Origin of the sequence: Streptomyces sp. NPDC003456 (assembly GCF_042878735.1) — a bacterium.
In the GTDB taxonomy this organism is placed as follows: domain Bacteria; phylum Actinomycetota; class Actinomycetes; order Streptomycetales; family Streptomycetaceae; genus Streptomyces.
In genome coordinates, this window is sequence record NZ_JBIAOK010000002.1 from 1,022,324 (window position 1) to 1,036,674 (window position 14,351).

Below are 14,351 nucleotides of genomic sequence, written 5' to 3' on the forward strand. Positions count from 1 at the left end.
GAAGAAAGGATTCCGACACAGGCCGAGGCAGCACTAGGAGTACTCGATGGCGTACGGCGAGCAGGGCGAGGGCGCGGGAAGCCCGATCAGGGTCTTCCTCCTGGACGACCACGAAGTGGTGCGACGAGGGGTGCACGACCTGCTGGACGACGAACCGGACATCACCGTCGTCGGAGACGCGGCGACGGTGGAGCAGGCGCTGGTGCGGGTCCCCGCCCTGCGGCCCGACGTGGCCGTGCTCGACGTGCGCCTGCCCGACGGGGACGGCGTGACCGTCTGCCGTGAGCTGCGGTCGAAGATGCCGGACCTCGCCTGCCTGATGCTGACCTCCTTCGACGACGAGGAGGCACTGCTGGACTCGATCATGGCGGGCGCGGCCGGATACGTCCTGAAGCAGATCCAGGGCTCCGACCTGGTCTCGGCGGTGCGGACGGTGGCCCGGGGCCAGTCCCTGCTGGACGCCAGCGCCACGACCAAGCTCATGGCACGGCTGCGGGGCGGCGGGCAGCAGCCCGCCGAGGAGCCGGAGACACTGCCGGGTCTCACCGACCGCGAGCGCGAGATCCTGGACCTCATCGGCGAAGGACTGACCAACCGGCAGATCGGTCAGCGGCTCTACCTCGCCGAGAAGACGGTGAAGAACCACATCTCCCGGCTGCTCGCCAAGCTCGGGGTCGAGCGCCGCATCCAGGCCGCCGTCATCGCCACCCAGGCACGCGACCGGATGCGGCCCGAAGGCCGGTAGACCGGGTGGGGCCCGGGCCGGTAGACCGGGTGAGACATGAGGACCGCCACCGGACGACGCCCGCGGCCGGTACCGGACGAGGGCCGGTGGACGGGCCGCCCACCGCGCCCCCGTCCGCCCGCCCCACCCGTGCGGCCGAGGACGACCCGAAGGGGACGTGGTGATCATCACCACGGCGGCGCCGATCTTTCCTCGTCTTCCTGTTCGAGCCGCTACCGTGGCAGTGGGACGGTCCGGTCCGGCAGGCCGTGAGGCGTTGGAGGAGCAGCGGTGCAGAACGCCGGGGAAGCCAGCGAGGCGCGGGTTCGACTGCCGCAGCTGCGGCTGGACGAGCTGCTGGAGGAACTGCAGGCCCGTCTGGACGCGGCACGCGGCACCCGGGACCGCGTCCACAGCCTCCTGGAAGCCGTGCTGTCGGTCGGCCGCGAGCTCGACCTGGAACAGGCGCTGCGCAGTATCGTCGAGGCCGCGGCCGCCCTGGTCGACGCGGAGTACGCGGCGCTCGGGGTGATCGGCCCGGACGGCAAGCGGCTGTCCGCCTTCCACACGGTGGGCGTCGACGCGGAGCAGATCGCGCGCATCGGCCCCTACCCGGAAGGCCACGGCATCCTGGGTGAACTGATCCGCCACCCCGAGCCGTTGCGCCTGGCCAAGCTGTCCGACCACCCCGCGTCCTACGGGTTCCCGGCCCACCACCCGCCCATGAACACCTTCCTCGGGGTGCCCATCCGGGTGCGCGGCCACATCTTCGGCAACCTCTACCTGACCGAGAAGCGCGGCGGGCAGCAGTTCGACGAGGACGACGAGTCGGTGCTGGCGACGCTGGCCGTGGCGGCCGGCGTGGCGATCGACAACGCCCGCCTCTACGAGGAGTCCCGGCTGCGCGAACGCTGGCTCCAGGTGAACGCGGAGATCACGCACACCCTGATGTCCGGCGCGGACCAGGGCGGGGTGCTGCCCCTGATCGCCGAACGGGCCAGGGAGATCACCGGTTCCGCCCTGAGCGTGGTGGCCATCCCGGTGACCGGCACCGACACACTCGCCGTGGAGCTCGCCCTGGGCCAGGAGGCCGACGCGTGGCGCGGGATCGTGCTGCCCGTCAAGGGCACTCTCCTCGGGCAGGCGTTCGCCCAGCGGGAGCCCGTGAGCAGCCAGGACATCTCCTGCGACTCCCGGGTCTCGGTCGGTCCGCCACGCTTCGACGGGCTCGGGCCGGCCGTCGCCGTGCCGATCGGCTCGGGCGACGAGGCCCGCGGTGTGGTGCTGCTGGTCCGGCGGTCGGGCGGCCAGGAGTTCTCGGAGAAGGAGACCGAGCCGCTCAAGGTCTTCGCCGCGCAGGCCGCCGTCGCCATGGAACTGGCCGAACGCCGCAGGGACGCCGAGCAGATCGCCGTCCTGGAGGACCGCGACCGCATCGCACGCGACCTGCACGACCTGGCCATCCAGCGGCTCTTCGCCACCGGCATGACCCTGCAGAGCGCCGGTCGCCGGGTCCAGGACGACATGGCCTCCGAGCGCATCCTGCGCGCGGTGGACGACCTCGACGAGACCATCAAGATCATCAGGTCGACGATCTTCGGCCTGCGCTCCCGGGACGACGACGCGGCGCCCGGCCTGCGCTCCCGCGCGGTGCGCGCGATCGGCGAGGTCGCCCCGCTCCTCGGCTTCGCCCCCAGCGTCCGCATGGAGGGCCTGCTCGACACGCACGTACCCGCTCCGACCGCCGACCACGTCATCGCGGTCCTCACCGAGTCCCTGACCAACGTCGCCCGGCACGCCGACGCGGACCGCGTCGACGTCGTGCTCGAGACCGACGGCAAGCACGTCCGCCTGACCGTCACGGACGACGGCGTCGGCATCCCCGAGGGCGGCCGCCGCAGCGGTCTGGCCAACATGGCCGAACGGGCCCAGAAGCTCGGCGGCGGCCTGGAGCTGGACAGCCCCGGCGGCACGGGGACACGGCTGATGTGGTACGCGCCGCTGGCTCTCGCCCCGGACCCCGTGAAGGGCGACCCGGCCGCCCGGTGACGCCCGGCGCCGGCGGACCCGCGGCCCTTTGACGCACCGTCACGGCGTCGGCGAGGGGCGGTCGCGGGGCCGGGAACCGGTCGGCGGCCTCCACCCGCCCGGGCGGCGTCCGCGCCGGGGAGGAAAGCCGGACCCGGCTCGGGGCGCACGCCGGGCACCGCACCGCGGGCGCGTTCGGCCCTGTGGGCGGTCGGGGCCGAACGTCCCTACGGACCAAGGCCGTCGGGACCTCCGCTGCGGACCTTCGGCGTCGGGCGCGGAGTGGGGGAGGACGGGAGAGTGAGGGGTGTCCGGAACCGACCGGGCCCTCTCCCAAGGAGTCACCGTCATGGCCGTGCAGCAGAGCACGCACCGCAGTTCGGGTTTCCACCTGCCGTCGTTCCGCACGAACCACGCCGTCCCCGCGCCCGGGCCGGCCGCGTCGGCGGATGCCGGCACGCTGACCGCACGGGCCGCGGCCCTGGCCTGCGCGCGTGTGGTCATGGGCTTCGTCTTCCTCTGGGCGTTCCTCGACAAGACGTTCGGCTTCGGCTACGCCACCCGGTCCGGCCAGGGCTGGATCGACGGTGGTTCGCCGACCGAGGGCTTCCTCGGCCACGTGGCGGTCGGGCCGATGGAGTCGACGTTCCACGCATGGGCCGGGGCGGCGTGGGCGGACTGGCTGTTCATGCTCGGCCTGCTGGGGATCGGGCTCGCGCTGACCGCCGGGGTGGCGCTGCGCCCGGCGGCTCTGGCGGGCACGGTGATGATGGCGTTGATGTGGGTGGCCGAGTGGCCGCCGGCCAAGCACCTGTCCGACGGGTCGGCGAGCATGTCGACGAACCCGTTCGCCGACTACCACCTGGTGTACGCGGTGGTGCTGATCGCTCTGGCCGTGACGGCGGCTGGTGACGCGCTCGGCCTGGGCCGCCTGTGGGCGCGCCTGCCGATCGTGCGCGACCACGGATGGCTGCGCTGAACTCGGCCGGCGGGGCGGGCCCGTCCGGGAATCCGCCCCCCGGCCCGCCGGCAGGGACTGTCGGCCCCGCCCGGGGGCCTCAAGGGCCCTGCCCCGTGAGGCCCCGGCACAAGACGCTGAGAGCACAACCGATCACTCAGGAGGTGGGCGCCATGGCCCGCACGATCACCGTAGGACTCGACGGCTCGCTGGAGAGCCGCGCCGCGGCGGAATGGGCGGCCCGCGAAGCGGCGCTGCGCCGCGTGCCGGTGAGGCTCGTCCACGTGTGGCAGCCGGTCCCCGAGCCCATGGCCCAGGCCCCGCTCCTGGGCGCCGAGACCCACCAGCACTGGACCGAGCGGATCCCCCGCGAGGCCGCCGAGGGCCTCGCGCTGCGGCACCCGGGCGTCGACGTCGCCACCGAGCAGCGGGCCGGAGTTCCGGCGGACGTCCTGCTCGAAGCCGCCCGTGACGCGGACCTGCTGGTGCTGGGCTCGCGCGCTCTCGGCGGCCTCACCGGCTTCCTGGTCGGATCCGTCGGCCAGTCGGTGATCGCCCGCGCCGAGACGCCCGTGGTCCTCGTCCGAGCGGGCGAACAGGCCGCCGACGAGCACGTGAAGGACCCCTCGGGCATACCGTCCGCCGCCACGGGCTTCCGGCCCGTCGTCGTCGGGCTGGACACCGGCCGCCCCGACGAGGCCGTCCTCGCCTTCGCGTTCGAGGAAGCACGGTGCCGCGGTGCCGCGCTGACCGCCCTGCGGGTGTGGAACCTGCCGTCCTCGTACGCCTACAGCGTGGCCGCCGGCTGGGACCCGCGCGAGGAACTGGCCCGGGCCCAGGCCGAAGCGCTCACCGAGGCGCTGCTGCCCTGGCGGGAGAAGTACCCCGACGTCCGCGTCACCGAGGAGTCCCGGCTCGGCAGCCCCGCGAGCCACCTCGTCGAGGCGGCCCGCGACGCCTCTCTCGTCGTCGTCGGCCGCCGGATGCGCCGCAACCCGTTCGGCGTGCACATCGGTGCCGTCACCCACGCCGTGATGCATCACGCCACCGCCCCCGTCGCCGTCGTCGCCCACGACTGACGCCGCCCACCGCACGGAAGCACTGAAGGAGCAGCCACCATGAAGGCAGCGGTCGTCCGGGAGTTCGGCGAACCCCTGGTCATCGAGGACCGTCCCGATCCCCACCCCGGACCCGGCCAGGTCCGGGTACGCGTCGAGGCGTCCGGCCTGTGCCACACCGACATCCACGCCGCCCACGGCGACTGGCCGGTCAAGCCCACCCCTCCGTTCGTCCCGGGCCACGAGGGTGTCGGGGTGGTCGAGAAGCTGGGCGAGGGCGTGACCCACCTCGCCGTCGGACAACGCGTCGCCGTGCCCTGGCTCGGCCGGGCCTGCGGACGGTGCGAGCACTGCCGGTCCGGCTGGGAGACCCTGTGCGAGAGCCAGGTCAACACCGGGTACGGCTGCGACGGCGGATACGCCGAGAAGATGCTGGCCTGGGCCGACTTCGCCCAGCCGGTGCCCGAGGGCGTCAGCGCCCTGGACGCCGCCCCGCTGACCTGTGCGGGAGTCACCACCTACAAGGCGCTGAAGGTCGCCGGCGTCGGGCCCGCGCAACTGGTCGCGATCTCGGGCGTCGGCGGACTCGGCCACCTCGCCGTGCAGTACGCGAAGATCGCCGGAGCGCGGGTCGCCGCGATCGACGTCACCGACGACAAGCTGCGACTCGCCCGGGAGCTCGGCGCCGACCTGGTCATCGACGCGCGCACCCAGGACGTCGCCGCCGAGCTGAAACGGCACGGCGGCGCCCACGCCGCCCTCGCCCTCGCGGTGCACCCCGCGGCCTTCGCCGCCGTCAACTCCGGCCTGCGGCGCGGCGGGAAGCTCGTCATGGTGGCCCTGCCCGCACACGGCACCCTCGAGGTGCCGATCTTCGACACCGTCCTCAACGGGACCTCGGTGATCGGCTCCATCGTCGGCACCCGGCAGGACCTCGCCGAGGTCTTCCAGCTCCACGCCGAGGGCCGCACGAAGGTCGTGAGGGAGACCCGCCCGCTCGCCGCGGTCAACGACTGCATCGACGAGGTCCTGCGCGGTCACGTCAAGGCCCGCATCGTGTTCGATCTCCAGGAAGAAGGCTGACGGCGATGCACCTGCCCGTCGTCGTGGGAGTCGACGGCTCCGAACCCAGCCTGCGGGCCGTCGACCGGGCGGCCGACGAGGCCACGCTGCGCGCCGTGCCCCTGCGGATCGTCCACGCCTACCGCTGGGACCGCTACGAGGGCGCCGCGCTCGCCCGGGAGATCGGCCTGCCGTCCGCGAGCGTGACCCCCGACGACATCCTCGTCGCCGCCGGCCGCCGGGCCCGCCGTCACCACCCGGACCTCGCCGTCACCCTCGAAGCGGTGGCCGAGGAACCGGAGTACGTCCTGCTGCGCGAGGCCCGCCACGCCTCCGCCGTGATCGTGGGCACCCGCGGGCGCGGCGAGGTCGCCGACCTCCTGCTCGGCTCCGTCAGCCTGTCCGTCGCCACCGCGGCGACCTGCCCGGTCATCGTGATCCGCGGAGACGACGGCAACCGGGCCGCAGAAGGCCGGCACGGCCGCGTCGTCGTCGGCGTGTCCGACGCGCCCACGGCGGCCGTGCGCTTCGCCTGCGAGGAGGCCCGCCGGCGCGGTGCCGCCCTGGACGCGATACGGGCGTGGCGATGCCCCACCCGCGAGACGGCCGATCATCCGCTGCTCACCGGGACGCCCGAGCGGCTGCACGAGGAACGGGCGGCCGAGGAACTGGAGGCAGCGCTCGCCGACGCCCCCGCGGACGTGCGCCTGCGCCGGCACACGGTCGAGGGACCCGCCCGCCGGGTGCTGCTCACCGCGTCCCGGGAGGCGGACCTGCTGGTCGTCGGCCGGCACCGACCCGGGCAGTACGGGCACCGGCTCGGCCGGATCGCCCACACGCTCCTGCACCACTCCGCCTGCCCGGTCGCGGTCGTGCCCGACACGCCGTGACGACACCGCGCAGCCACCGCGCGGGCGGGGGCCGGCCCCGCCGGGACGAGGGTCGGACCGCGACAAGCCAGGGACCATCGGCCCTCCCCGCCGGCCGGCGCACGCGCCGAGGATGGAAGGCACACCGGACGACACACGGAAAGACGACCGGCTGATGTACCGCAATGACGGATTCCGCGAACTGAACCGGCAGGAGAGCCTGCGCCGGCTGGCCCGGGCGACCGTGGGCCGCGTCGTGCACACACGCGACGCCCTGCCCGCCGTCCTGCCGGTCAACTTCCTCCTGGAAGCGAGCGGTGCCGTGCTGCTGCGCACATCGGCCTCCTCGGAGCTGGTCCGGGCGGTCGACGGCGCCGTGGTCGCCTTCGAGGCCGACGAGGTCGATGTCGCGGCGCACTCCGGCTGGAGCGTCGTCGTCACCGGCCCCGCCTCGGTGGTGACCGATCCGGACGAGCACGCGCATCTGGTCCGTACCGGCCCCCGGTCCTGGGTCCCCTGGCCGGCGGAGGTCTTCGTGCGGATCGAACCGGAACTGGTCACCGGCCGGGAGCTGGTCGGCGGACGCACCCTCTACGGCATCGACCTTCCGACGTGAGAACCGGATGCGCCACCGGGACGAGGCGTCCCTCCCGGTCGCCGTCGTCGCGCCGGACCGCCACCGCCCGGAGGAAGGGATCAGGATGACCGACCAGCCGCTCGTCGTCGGCGTGGACGGCTCCCCGTCCAGCCTTCGGGCCGTGGACTGGGCCGCCGACGAGGCCGCGCTGTACGGGGTCCCCCTGCACGTGGTGTACGCCTCGCTGTGGCAGCGCTACGAGGAGGCGGTGTTCCCGACCGCCTCGGGACGGTCGGAGCAGCTGCTCACCGACGTCCTCGTGGTGGCCGCTGCCGAACGCGCCCGGCGGCGCGTCCCCGGTATCGAGGTCACCACCCGGGTCGTGCCCGAGGGACCGGTGCCGGTGCTCCGCCGTGCGGCGGGCAAGGCGTCCGCTCTGGTCCTCGGGTCACGGGGCCGGGGCAGGGCCGCCGAGCTGCTGCTGGGCTCGGTCAGCCTGGCTGTGGCCGGGCATGCCGAGGGTCCGGTCGTCGTCGTGCGGGGCGAGCACGATCCCCGGATCGAGCCGGGGAGCGGGGGGTGGCGCGTCGTCGTGGGAGTCCCCGACCTGCCGGCGGACTCGCAGGCGGTCCGCTTCGCCCTCCGCGAGGCGGCCCGCCGCGGCGTACCGGTGGAGGCGGTGCGGGCGTGGCACGTCCCGGCGTACGAGGCGGCCGACCACGCCCCGTTCACCGGCGAACCCGCTCATGCGCACCGGCAGCGGGCCGCCGAGACCGTGCGGAGCCAGGTGCGCGCACCGGCGGGCGAGCATCCGGGGCTCGACGTCCGCCGGAGCGTCGTCGAGGGCCCCGCCCCCTCGGCCCTCCTCGACGCCTCGGCCGGTGCCGCCCTCCTCGTGGTCGGTGCCCGACGCCCGCGGGGACACTTCGGCCACCAGCTCGGCCGTGTCACCCACGCGGCGCTGCACCGGGCGCCCTGTCCCGTGGCGGTCGTGCCCGAACCGGGCTGATCCTCCCCGGCCGGCCGATGCGCGTGCCGGGGCCGAGGCCGTGACGTCGGCCCGCACCGTCGTCACCCGCTCACGGGCGCGGCTCTCCGGTCGCCGTTCCGGTGCGGTCCGGCGGGGGCCCGTCGGCCTCCGGGGCGCTGCTGCGGTGCCGCACCACGGCCACGGGGCAGTGCGCATGGTGCAGGGCCGCCTGGCTGACCGAGCCGAGCAAGGGGCCGGTGAAGCCGCCGTGGCCGCGTGCTCCGACGACGAGGAGCTGCGCCCCCGCGCTCGCTTCGACGACGCTGTGCCGGACGCGGCCGACGACGGTGCGCCGCGTGACCGTGACGTCGGGGTACCTCTCCGCCCGGCCGGCCAGCACCGTATCCAGGACGTGCTCGGCCTTGGTGCGCAGGAGCGCCTCGTCATAGGTGACGAAGGGAGGATCGGCCGGCCCGTCATAGGCTTCGGGGTCTCCTGGCCGGCACACATGGAGCAGGGTGAGGCCGACGCCTCGCAGGTGCGCCTCGGTGAAGGCGAAACGGGCGGCATGCCCGGACCCGGGGGACTCGTCGACCGCCAGCACCAGAGGACCCGCCGGGTGGGGCCGCCCCCGGGCCACCAGCACGGGGCAGTGGCTGTGCGCGGCCAGGTGCACGGACGTCGACCCGAGCAGCAGGCCGCCGACGGCCCCGAGTCCACGGCTGCCCACCACCACGAGGGATGCCGTGCGGGAGGCGATCTCCAGCACCGCCAGGGGATCGCCCAGGGTGACATCGCGGGTGACGGCCACGTGGGGTGCGGCGTCGCGCGCTCGCCGTTCGGCCACCGCCAGAGTGCCGTCGACCAGTTCGCGCACCCCCGTCCCGGCCGGACTCCACGGGGGACCCCCGGCCGGCAGGTGCGCGGACGACCGTCCGAACGCGTGCACCAGACGCAGCTCCGCCCCACGGATCCGGGCCTCCCCGCTCGCCGTCTCGACCGCGTCCAGACTCGAGGGCGAACCGTCCACGCCCACCACCACCGGCTTCGTCATGACGGAGCTCCTTCGGCACCTGGACCGGGTGACCTCGACGACCTCGTGAGGGCGCCTCGACGAGAGGGGAGCGGCTGCCGGACGCGCGCTGCCGCCGGCACCGCGTCGCGGCGGGCGCCCGGCCGCCGGAGCGGAGACGTCCGTCCGGGACGGCGGGCTCCCACGAAGGCGTCGGTCTTCTTCTGTCTACCCGGATCAGCGTCGACGACCACGCGGTCGAGGAGCGCGGTCGCCCTTCCTCGACTCATCCGCCGGTTCGCCCCCACTCGGCCCCGTACCTGCGCCATGCGGCCTCCCAGGCCCGGCCGCGCCGCCGGTCCAGGACGACTCGCGCGCCCCGGACACCGGCCGCGGCCGTCGCGGCGACGGCCGCGAAGGAAGCGGCGCCCAGGAAGGCCGCCTCGACGTCCGCCTCGCCGGGGCTCTGCGGTGCGAGGGTGGGCCGGTCGCTCCGGTCGAGCCACACGACGACCCGCTCACCGGCCTCGTGACCGGCCTCCACCTGCGCCCGGCCCGTACGGGACGTCCCGTCGGCGGAGATCCAGCGCACCGACGCGAAGACGCGCTCGACCGTGCCCCCGTCACCCCAGGCCGTGCGGGGTGCGTCGCGCAGCAGCGTGGCGGTCACCGGATGCCGCTCCGCGCGTCGCTGCGCGAGGCTGTCCACCGTGGCCCGGGCGCTGAGGACCGCCGCCAACGGGCCGAACAGCGCGACGAGGACACACGCACCCAGCAGGATCCACGCTTCCCAGACGTCCTCGCGGCGGCGCAACGGGTTCCGCCGCCACCGCCACAGCGGCGAACACCGGACGGTCGCACTCGTACCCATGGCGCCTCACCTCCCGGCTTCGGCTCGAGATCCACCGGTCACGGCACGGAGCGTGACGAGCCGGAGCGTTCAGTCCGAGGGAGCGGTGTCCGGCAGGGCGTCGTCGTGCCACGTCAGATGCGCCTCGACCGACACCACGCCGTCGACACCGCGGCACAGCCGCTCGATGACGGGGACGAGCCGTTCGGTCTCCACCCGGCCCTTGAGGACCACCCGGCCGTCCTGCACGTCGACCGCCACGTCGTTGGGCGCGAGACGGAGGGTGCGGTCGAGTACGTCGCGGGTGATCTCGTCGCGCAGGGCCTCGTCGCGCCGCAGGAACACCCGCAGGAGGTCGCCACGGCTGACGATGCCGACCAGCGTGCCCGCCTCGTCGACCACGGGCAGTCGCTTGACGCCTTCGTCGTCCATCTGGCGCGCGCCCTCCACGACGGTCCACTCCGGCCGGGCGCAGACCGCCGGCGCGGTCATGAGGTCCCCGGCCGTGGCGCCGACGTCCGCGGGGACGGCGCCGTTCCCGCTGCCCGCCGGCAGCGGTGCTCCGGCGGGGTCGGGCCGCGACGCGACGGTGCGCAGGAGGTCGGCCTCCGACACCACTCCCACGGGCTGATCGAGGTCGTCGACCACGGGCAGCGCGGTCACGCCGTGGTCGGCCAGCAGTTCGACGAGCCTCTTGAAGGGGGTGTCCGGTCGTACCCGGACGACGCCCCGGGTCATCAGCTCTCCGATCGTGCGGTGCTGCATGACGCGCCTCCCTCGGGTCCGCGGCCGCCGCGCCGCGCGTGGCCCGGCGGTCCTCCGCATGGGTTCTCACCTTCAGCCTGCTCCGCGTGCACCCGCGTCGGCTGGGGGCTTCGGTGCAGACCGAGGGGCCATACGTCCCGCAACGGTGGGGACCTCCGGGCCCTGGTGCGGACGGGGGGTGCCGGCGTGATGCTGGAGGAAGACAGCTGCCGACGGAGAGGGCACGGCCATGCACGCCCACCTTGGCGACCGGCTGATCGTGGAGAGCCCGGCCACCGGCGTCGTCCGGCGCGACGGGGAGATCATCGGCCTGCACCATGACGACGGGACACCGCCGTACGACGTGCGCTGGTCCGACACCGGCGACGTCACCCTGGTCTTTCCGGGCCCGGACGCCCACATCCAGGAGAGCACGAGCGCGCAGGCCACCGCCGAGACGGAGACGGCGGCCGCCGCCGCGCCCGGCGACCTCGGCCGGCGCCTCGCCCGGGCGCGCAAGAGGCAGGGCCTCGCCCTGGAGGAGACCGCCCGCCGCGCGCGCATGTCGCCCCAGTACCTCGACTACCTCGAGACGCACGCCTCGGACCCCGGCCTCGGCACCCTGCTGCGCCTGGCCGACGCTCTCGGGACCACGCTCCTCGAACTGCAGGGCGGGGACCAGGAGCGGCCTCCGGGACAGGGACAGGCACTTCTCCGTCCCCGCATGGTCCCTCTCGACGAGCGGGAATGCCGGGCGCTGCTCTCGACGCACGGGGTGGGGCGGATCTCCCTGACCACGGCCGACGGGCCGGCGGTCTTCCCCGTCAACTACGACGTCGTCGACGAGGCCGTCGTCTTCCGCACCGCGCCCGGGACGGCGCCGGCCGGTGCGGTGGGACACCACGTGGCATTCGAGGTCGACCACGTCGACGACGCGATGGGCCAGGGCTGGAGCGTGCTGCTGAGGGGCCGTGCCCGCGCCGTCGGCGATCCCGACGAGATCCACCGGCTCGACGAGCTGGCGCACACTCCCCCCTGGGTGGGAGGCGGGCGCACCTTGTGGGTGTCGATCGGCATCGACCGGCTGACGGGACGGCGCATCGCCCCCGCCGACGAAGTCTGAGCGTCCCGGAGACCGTTCGGCTCCCGAGCGGGGCCGTTCGGCCCGGGGGCCGCCGGTGCACCCGAACGCACCGGAACGCGTCCGGCCGGTACGGCGGACGCAGGCGACAGGGGAGCCGAGATGAACCTGAGAACGCGGTGCGGACGCACCATCAACGTCACCCGTTTCGCCCCGCAGGGTCTGCCGCCCTCGATGGGGCGCGTCGTCCTGGACACCTCGTTCGCGGCGCACGACGAAGGCGAGCTGTGGGCGTCCCTGACGGCGGAGGAGGCCCGGCGGCTGGCCGGGCTGCTGCTGTTCCAGGCCGAGGCGGTGGACCCGCGACCCGTCGGCCCTCCCGGCGTGGTGGACGTGGTGCCGATCGCCGGTGACGCCTTCGAGGTACGGGTCCGCGGCCATGTGCTGACGGTGGACCAGCCGCTGCCCGACGGGGGCAAGGACACGGCGCCCGCACCGGTGGAGCTGTTGGTCGCCGCCGTCGCCTCCTGCGCCGCCCACTGCGCGGGGCGCTTCCTCGACCGCCACGGCGCGGACCGTCACGGGCTCGCCGTCCGCGCGGAGTACCGCATGGCCGAGGACCGGCCGGCACGCGTGGACACCCTCACGCTGACCGTCCACGCCCCTGCTCTGGAGCCCGAACGGGCAGCGGCACTGCGAACGGTGGTCGCGCACTGCGCCGTGACCGACACCCTCGCCCGGGCCCCGGAGATCGAACTGGACGTGCGGTGCGGACCCGAGCACCCGGCCACCGTCGATGCCGATCCCGGAACCCGGTGAACACGGCGGCCGGGGTTCCGCCGGCCCGCCATGGGAACGCGCGTCCGCGGAGCGGCGGTGGCCCGGGCCCGGGCCGGTCCGGGTCACGGATGCGGCCGCCGGGGCGTGGAACGCTCCCGGCAGCCGCTCGCAAGGTGGCTGCCCGGTCCTGTTCAGTGCGCGGGATCCGCCTGCTGCCCGACCACGACGACGGGGCAGGGCGCGTGCTGGGCGCAGCGCTGGCTGACGGAACCGAGCATCGCCCGGGCGAACGCACCCCGGCCCCGGCGGCCCACGACGAGGAGCTCGGCCCCGTCCGAGGCCTGGATCAGCACCTCCGACGGGTCCCCTTCGACGAGGTGGCTCCGCAACCGTGCCGGGCGCGCACCGGGGAAGACGGCGTCCAGCTCCTTCGCGACACGCTCCCGCGCCTGCTGGAGATCGAAATCAGGATCGATCGCCGGTCCGCTGTATCCGACGCTCGACGGCGTGTCCCACACATGGACGGCGTCCACCACGGCACCGGTCATCCGGGCGTAGCGCTCGGCCCACCGCAATGCCGCATGGGACGAAGGAGATCCGTCCACACCCACAACCAGCCGGGGCACCGGCTCCGAGGATTCCATGGTCGCCTCACTCAGTAGTCGCCCCCCAGGAGATGCAGCCCCCCCGGTCATCTCCAGCTTCGCGCCCGAGAGCACGCCGGGAGTAGGGCCGACCGGCCCGGAGGAGTCCCCCGATGCCGTGGCGGCGCGACCCGGGCGCCGGGCCGTTCGGCCCATGCCGGCACGCGAGCCGTGAGCGAGGCTGTAGGTGTCGCAAGCCTCGCCGCGTGCCTGGGAGGACGTCATGCACGGCACCGTGTACACCGTGAGCGACGTGATGACGCGAACCGTCGTCGCTCTGGCCGCCGGTGCGGCCTTCAAGGAGATCGTCCGGACGATGGAGGGACGCCGCATCAGCGCGCTGCCCGTCGTCGACACCGGGAACCGGGTGATCGGCGTCGTGTCCGAAGCCGACCTGCTGCGCAAGGAGGAGTTCCGCGACAGCGCCCCGGACAGGGGGCAGCGGGCGCGGCCCCCGGCCGGCCTGGACAAGGCGCGGGCCGTGACGGCGGCGGACCTCATGACCGCGCCGGCCGTCACCGTCCACCCGGACGCGACGCTCGGCACGGCCGCCCGCGTGATGGCCCGGCGCAGGGTCAAGCGCCTGCCGGTCGTCGGCGACGACGGCGTGCTGCGCGGCATCGTCAGCCGCTCCGACCTGCTCCGGGTGTTCCTCCGCCCGGACGAGGCCATCGAGGAGGAGGTGCGCAGGGACGTGCTGGCCGGCCGGCTGCCCGACGGCCTCGAAGGGATCGACGTCGCCGTCCGCGAAGGAGTCGTCCGCCTCACCGGCCGCGTCCGCGACACCTCCGTCGTCCCTCTGGTCCTGCGCCTGGTGCGCTCCGTCGAAGGCGTCGTCGACGTCCGCGGCGAACTCACCGGGCCTCCGCACCGCCCGGCCCTCGAACCGGACCTGGCGCAGCAGGAGGACTCCGAGCGGCCGGCCTCCCGCACCAGCGTGTGACGCCCGTCCGGGAGCGGTGGCGGATGTGCGCACCACACCGGGTGCGCGGCC

At 74.6% G+C, this 14,351-nt stretch carries 15 protein-coding genes; 11 read left to right on the forward strand and 4 right to left on the reverse strand.

All coding sequences use genetic code 11. From position 1 onward, the window contains the following. The first annotated feature begins 46 nt into the window (after window positions 1-46). From ACFYWG_RS10020 to ACFYWG_RS10055, 8 genes are all read left to right on the forward strand, one after another. A complete protein-coding gene (locus ACFYWG_RS10020) occupies window positions 47-745 on the forward strand; it encodes a response regulator (protein ID WP_376332994.1) in 699 nt (232 codons plus the stop codon). Between the two features lie 270 nt (window positions 746-1,015). Further along, complete coding sequence (locus ACFYWG_RS10025; RefSeq protein WP_383503880.1) at window positions 1,016-2,773, forward strand: GAF domain-containing protein; 1,758 nt, start codon at window positions 1,016-1,018, stop codon at window positions 2,771-2,773. Between the two features lie 328 nt (window positions 2,774-3,101). Continuing rightward, on the forward strand, window positions 3,102-3,731 hold the full coding sequence (locus ACFYWG_RS10030; RefSeq protein ID WP_389200464.1) for a hypothetical protein: 630 nt from the start codon (window positions 3,102-3,104) through the stop codon (window positions 3,729-3,731). 152 nt (window positions 3,732-3,883) lie between these two features. Further along, window positions 3,884-4,789, forward strand: a complete 906-nt coding sequence (locus tag ACFYWG_RS10035) for a universal stress protein (protein WP_383503878.1) — start codon at window positions 3,884-3,886, stop codon at window positions 4,787-4,789. A 39-nt stretch (window positions 4,790-4,828) separates the two neighbouring features. Then, complete coding sequence (adhP, locus tag ACFYWG_RS10040) at window positions 4,829-5,851, forward strand: alcohol dehydrogenase AdhP (protein ID WP_376333004.1); 1,023 nt, start codon at window positions 4,829-4,831, stop codon at window positions 5,849-5,851. A 5-nt stretch (window positions 5,852-5,856) separates the two neighbouring features. Then, the gene (locus tag ACFYWG_RS10045; protein WP_383503876.1) at window positions 5,857-6,720 is read left to right on the forward strand and encodes a universal stress protein; all 864 of its coding nucleotides are present in this window, start codon (window positions 5,857-5,859) and stop codon (window positions 6,718-6,720) included. Between the two features lie 154 nt (window positions 6,721-6,874). Then, entirely contained in the window at window positions 6,875-7,315 is a 441-nt protein-coding gene (locus tag ACFYWG_RS10050; RefSeq protein WP_376333009.1) for a pyridoxamine 5'-phosphate oxidase family protein, read from the forward strand. An 85-nt stretch (window positions 7,316-7,400) separates the two neighbouring features. Further along, window positions 7,401-8,285 carry a universal stress protein gene (locus ACFYWG_RS10055; RefSeq protein WP_389200467.1) on the forward strand — a complete coding sequence of 295 codons (885 nt, stop codon included), beginning with the start codon at window positions 7,401-7,403 and terminating at the stop codon, window positions 8,283-8,285. 70 nt (window positions 8,286-8,355) lie between these two features. Here ACFYWG_RS10055 and ACFYWG_RS10060 read toward each other — a convergent pair whose 3' ends face one another. The 3 genes from ACFYWG_RS10060 to ACFYWG_RS10070 form a co-directional block, all read right to left on the reverse strand. Continuing rightward, window positions 8,356-9,300, reverse strand: coding sequence for a universal stress protein (locus ACFYWG_RS10060; protein ID WP_389200469.1), 945 nt, complete (start codon window positions 9,298-9,300; stop codon window positions 8,356-8,358). Between the two features lie 244 nt (window positions 9,301-9,544). Next, window positions 9,545-10,129 (reverse strand): hypothetical protein, encoded by a 585-nt coding sequence (locus ACFYWG_RS10065; protein ID WP_383503873.1) that lies wholly within the window; start codon window positions 10,127-10,129, stop codon window positions 9,545-9,547. Window positions 10,130-10,198: 69 nt separating this feature from the next. Continuing rightward, window positions 10,199-10,873, reverse strand: a complete 675-nt coding sequence (locus tag ACFYWG_RS10070) for a CBS domain-containing protein (RefSeq protein WP_383503872.1) — start codon at window positions 10,871-10,873, stop codon at window positions 10,199-10,201. Between the two features lie 229 nt (window positions 10,874-11,102). On the opposite strand from ACFYWG_RS10070, the gene ACFYWG_RS10075 reads away from it, so the two are divergent. Together ACFYWG_RS10075 and ACFYWG_RS10080 are read left to right on the forward strand one after the other, a co-directional pair. Continuing rightward, window positions 11,103-11,975 (forward strand): pyridoxamine 5'-phosphate oxidase family protein, encoded by an 873-nt coding sequence (locus tag ACFYWG_RS10075; RefSeq protein WP_383503871.1) that lies wholly within the window; start codon window positions 11,103-11,105, stop codon window positions 11,973-11,975. A 120-nt stretch (window positions 11,976-12,095) separates the two neighbouring features. Beyond that, window positions 12,096-12,752 (forward strand): OsmC family protein, encoded by a 657-nt coding sequence (locus ACFYWG_RS10080; protein ID WP_383503870.1) that lies wholly within the window; start codon window positions 12,096-12,098, stop codon window positions 12,750-12,752. A 152-nt stretch (window positions 12,753-12,904) separates the two neighbouring features. On the opposite strand, the gene ACFYWG_RS10085 is transcribed toward ACFYWG_RS10080, so the two are convergent. Then, window positions 12,905-13,357 carry a universal stress protein gene (locus ACFYWG_RS10085; protein ID WP_376333034.1) on the reverse strand — a complete coding sequence of 151 codons (453 nt, stop codon included), beginning with the start codon at window positions 13,355-13,357 and terminating at the stop codon, window positions 12,905-12,907. 223 nt (window positions 13,358-13,580) lie between these two features. Here ACFYWG_RS10085 and ACFYWG_RS10090 point away from each other — a divergent pair, with 223 nt between their 5' ends. Continuing rightward, window positions 13,581-14,300: a CBS domain-containing protein gene (locus tag ACFYWG_RS10090; protein ID WP_389200472.1), complete on the forward strand. Its 720-nt coding sequence runs from the start codon at window positions 13,581-13,583 to the stop codon at window positions 14,298-14,300. Window positions 14,301-14,351 lie beyond the last annotated feature (51 nt).

What these genes read in the sequence shown, in the direction of transcription:
- ACFYWG_RS10030 (WP_389200464.1), top strand. Translation starts at nt 3,102, where the DNA reads ATGGCCGTGCAGCAGAGCACGCACCGCAGTTCGGGTTTCCACCTGCCG.
- ACFYWG_RS10065 (WP_383503873.1), bottom strand. Translation starts at nt 10,129, where the DNA reads ATGGGTACGAGTGCGACCGTCCGGTGTTCGCCGCTGTGGCGGTGGCGG.
- ACFYWG_RS10020 (WP_376332994.1), top strand. Translation starts at nt 47, where the DNA reads ATGGCGTACGGCGAGCAGGGCGAGGGCGCGGGAAGCCCGATCAGGGTC.
- ACFYWG_RS10035 (WP_383503878.1), top strand. Translation starts at nt 3,884, where the DNA reads ATGGCCCGCACGATCACCGTAGGACTCGACGGCTCGCTGGAGAGCCGC.
- ACFYWG_RS10045 (WP_383503876.1), top strand. Translation starts at nt 5,857, where the DNA reads ATGCACCTGCCCGTCGTCGTGGGAGTCGACGGCTCCGAACCCAGCCTG.
- ACFYWG_RS10085 (WP_376333034.1), bottom strand. Translation starts at nt 13,357, where the DNA reads ATGGAATCCTCGGAGCCGGTGCCCCGGCTGGTTGTGGGTGTGGACGGA.
- ACFYWG_RS10090 (WP_389200472.1), top strand. Translation starts at nt 13,581, where the DNA reads ATGCACGGCACCGTGTACACCGTGAGCGACGTGATGACGCGAACCGTC.
- adhP (WP_376333004.1), top strand. Translation starts at nt 4,829, where the DNA reads ATGAAGGCAGCGGTCGTCCGGGAGTTCGGCGAACCCCTGGTCATCGAG.
- ACFYWG_RS10080 (WP_383503870.1), top strand. Translation starts at nt 12,096, where the DNA reads ATGAACCTGAGAACGCGGTGCGGACGCACCATCAACGTCACCCGTTTC.
- ACFYWG_RS10070 (WP_383503872.1), bottom strand. Translation starts at nt 10,873, where the DNA reads ATGCAGCACCGCACGATCGGAGAGCTGATGACCCGGGGCGTCGTCCGG.
- ACFYWG_RS10055 (WP_389200467.1), top strand. Translation starts at nt 7,401, where the DNA reads ATGACCGACCAGCCGCTCGTCGTCGGCGTGGACGGCTCCCCGTCCAGC.
- ACFYWG_RS10060 (WP_389200469.1), bottom strand. Translation starts at nt 9,300, where the DNA reads ATGACGAAGCCGGTGGTGGTGGGCGTGGACGGTTCGCCCTCGAGTCTG.
- ACFYWG_RS10050 (WP_376333009.1), top strand. Translation starts at nt 6,875, where the DNA reads ATGTACCGCAATGACGGATTCCGCGAACTGAACCGGCAGGAGAGCCTG.
- ACFYWG_RS10075 (WP_383503871.1), top strand. Translation starts at nt 11,103, where the DNA reads ATGCACGCCCACCTTGGCGACCGGCTGATCGTGGAGAGCCCGGCCACC.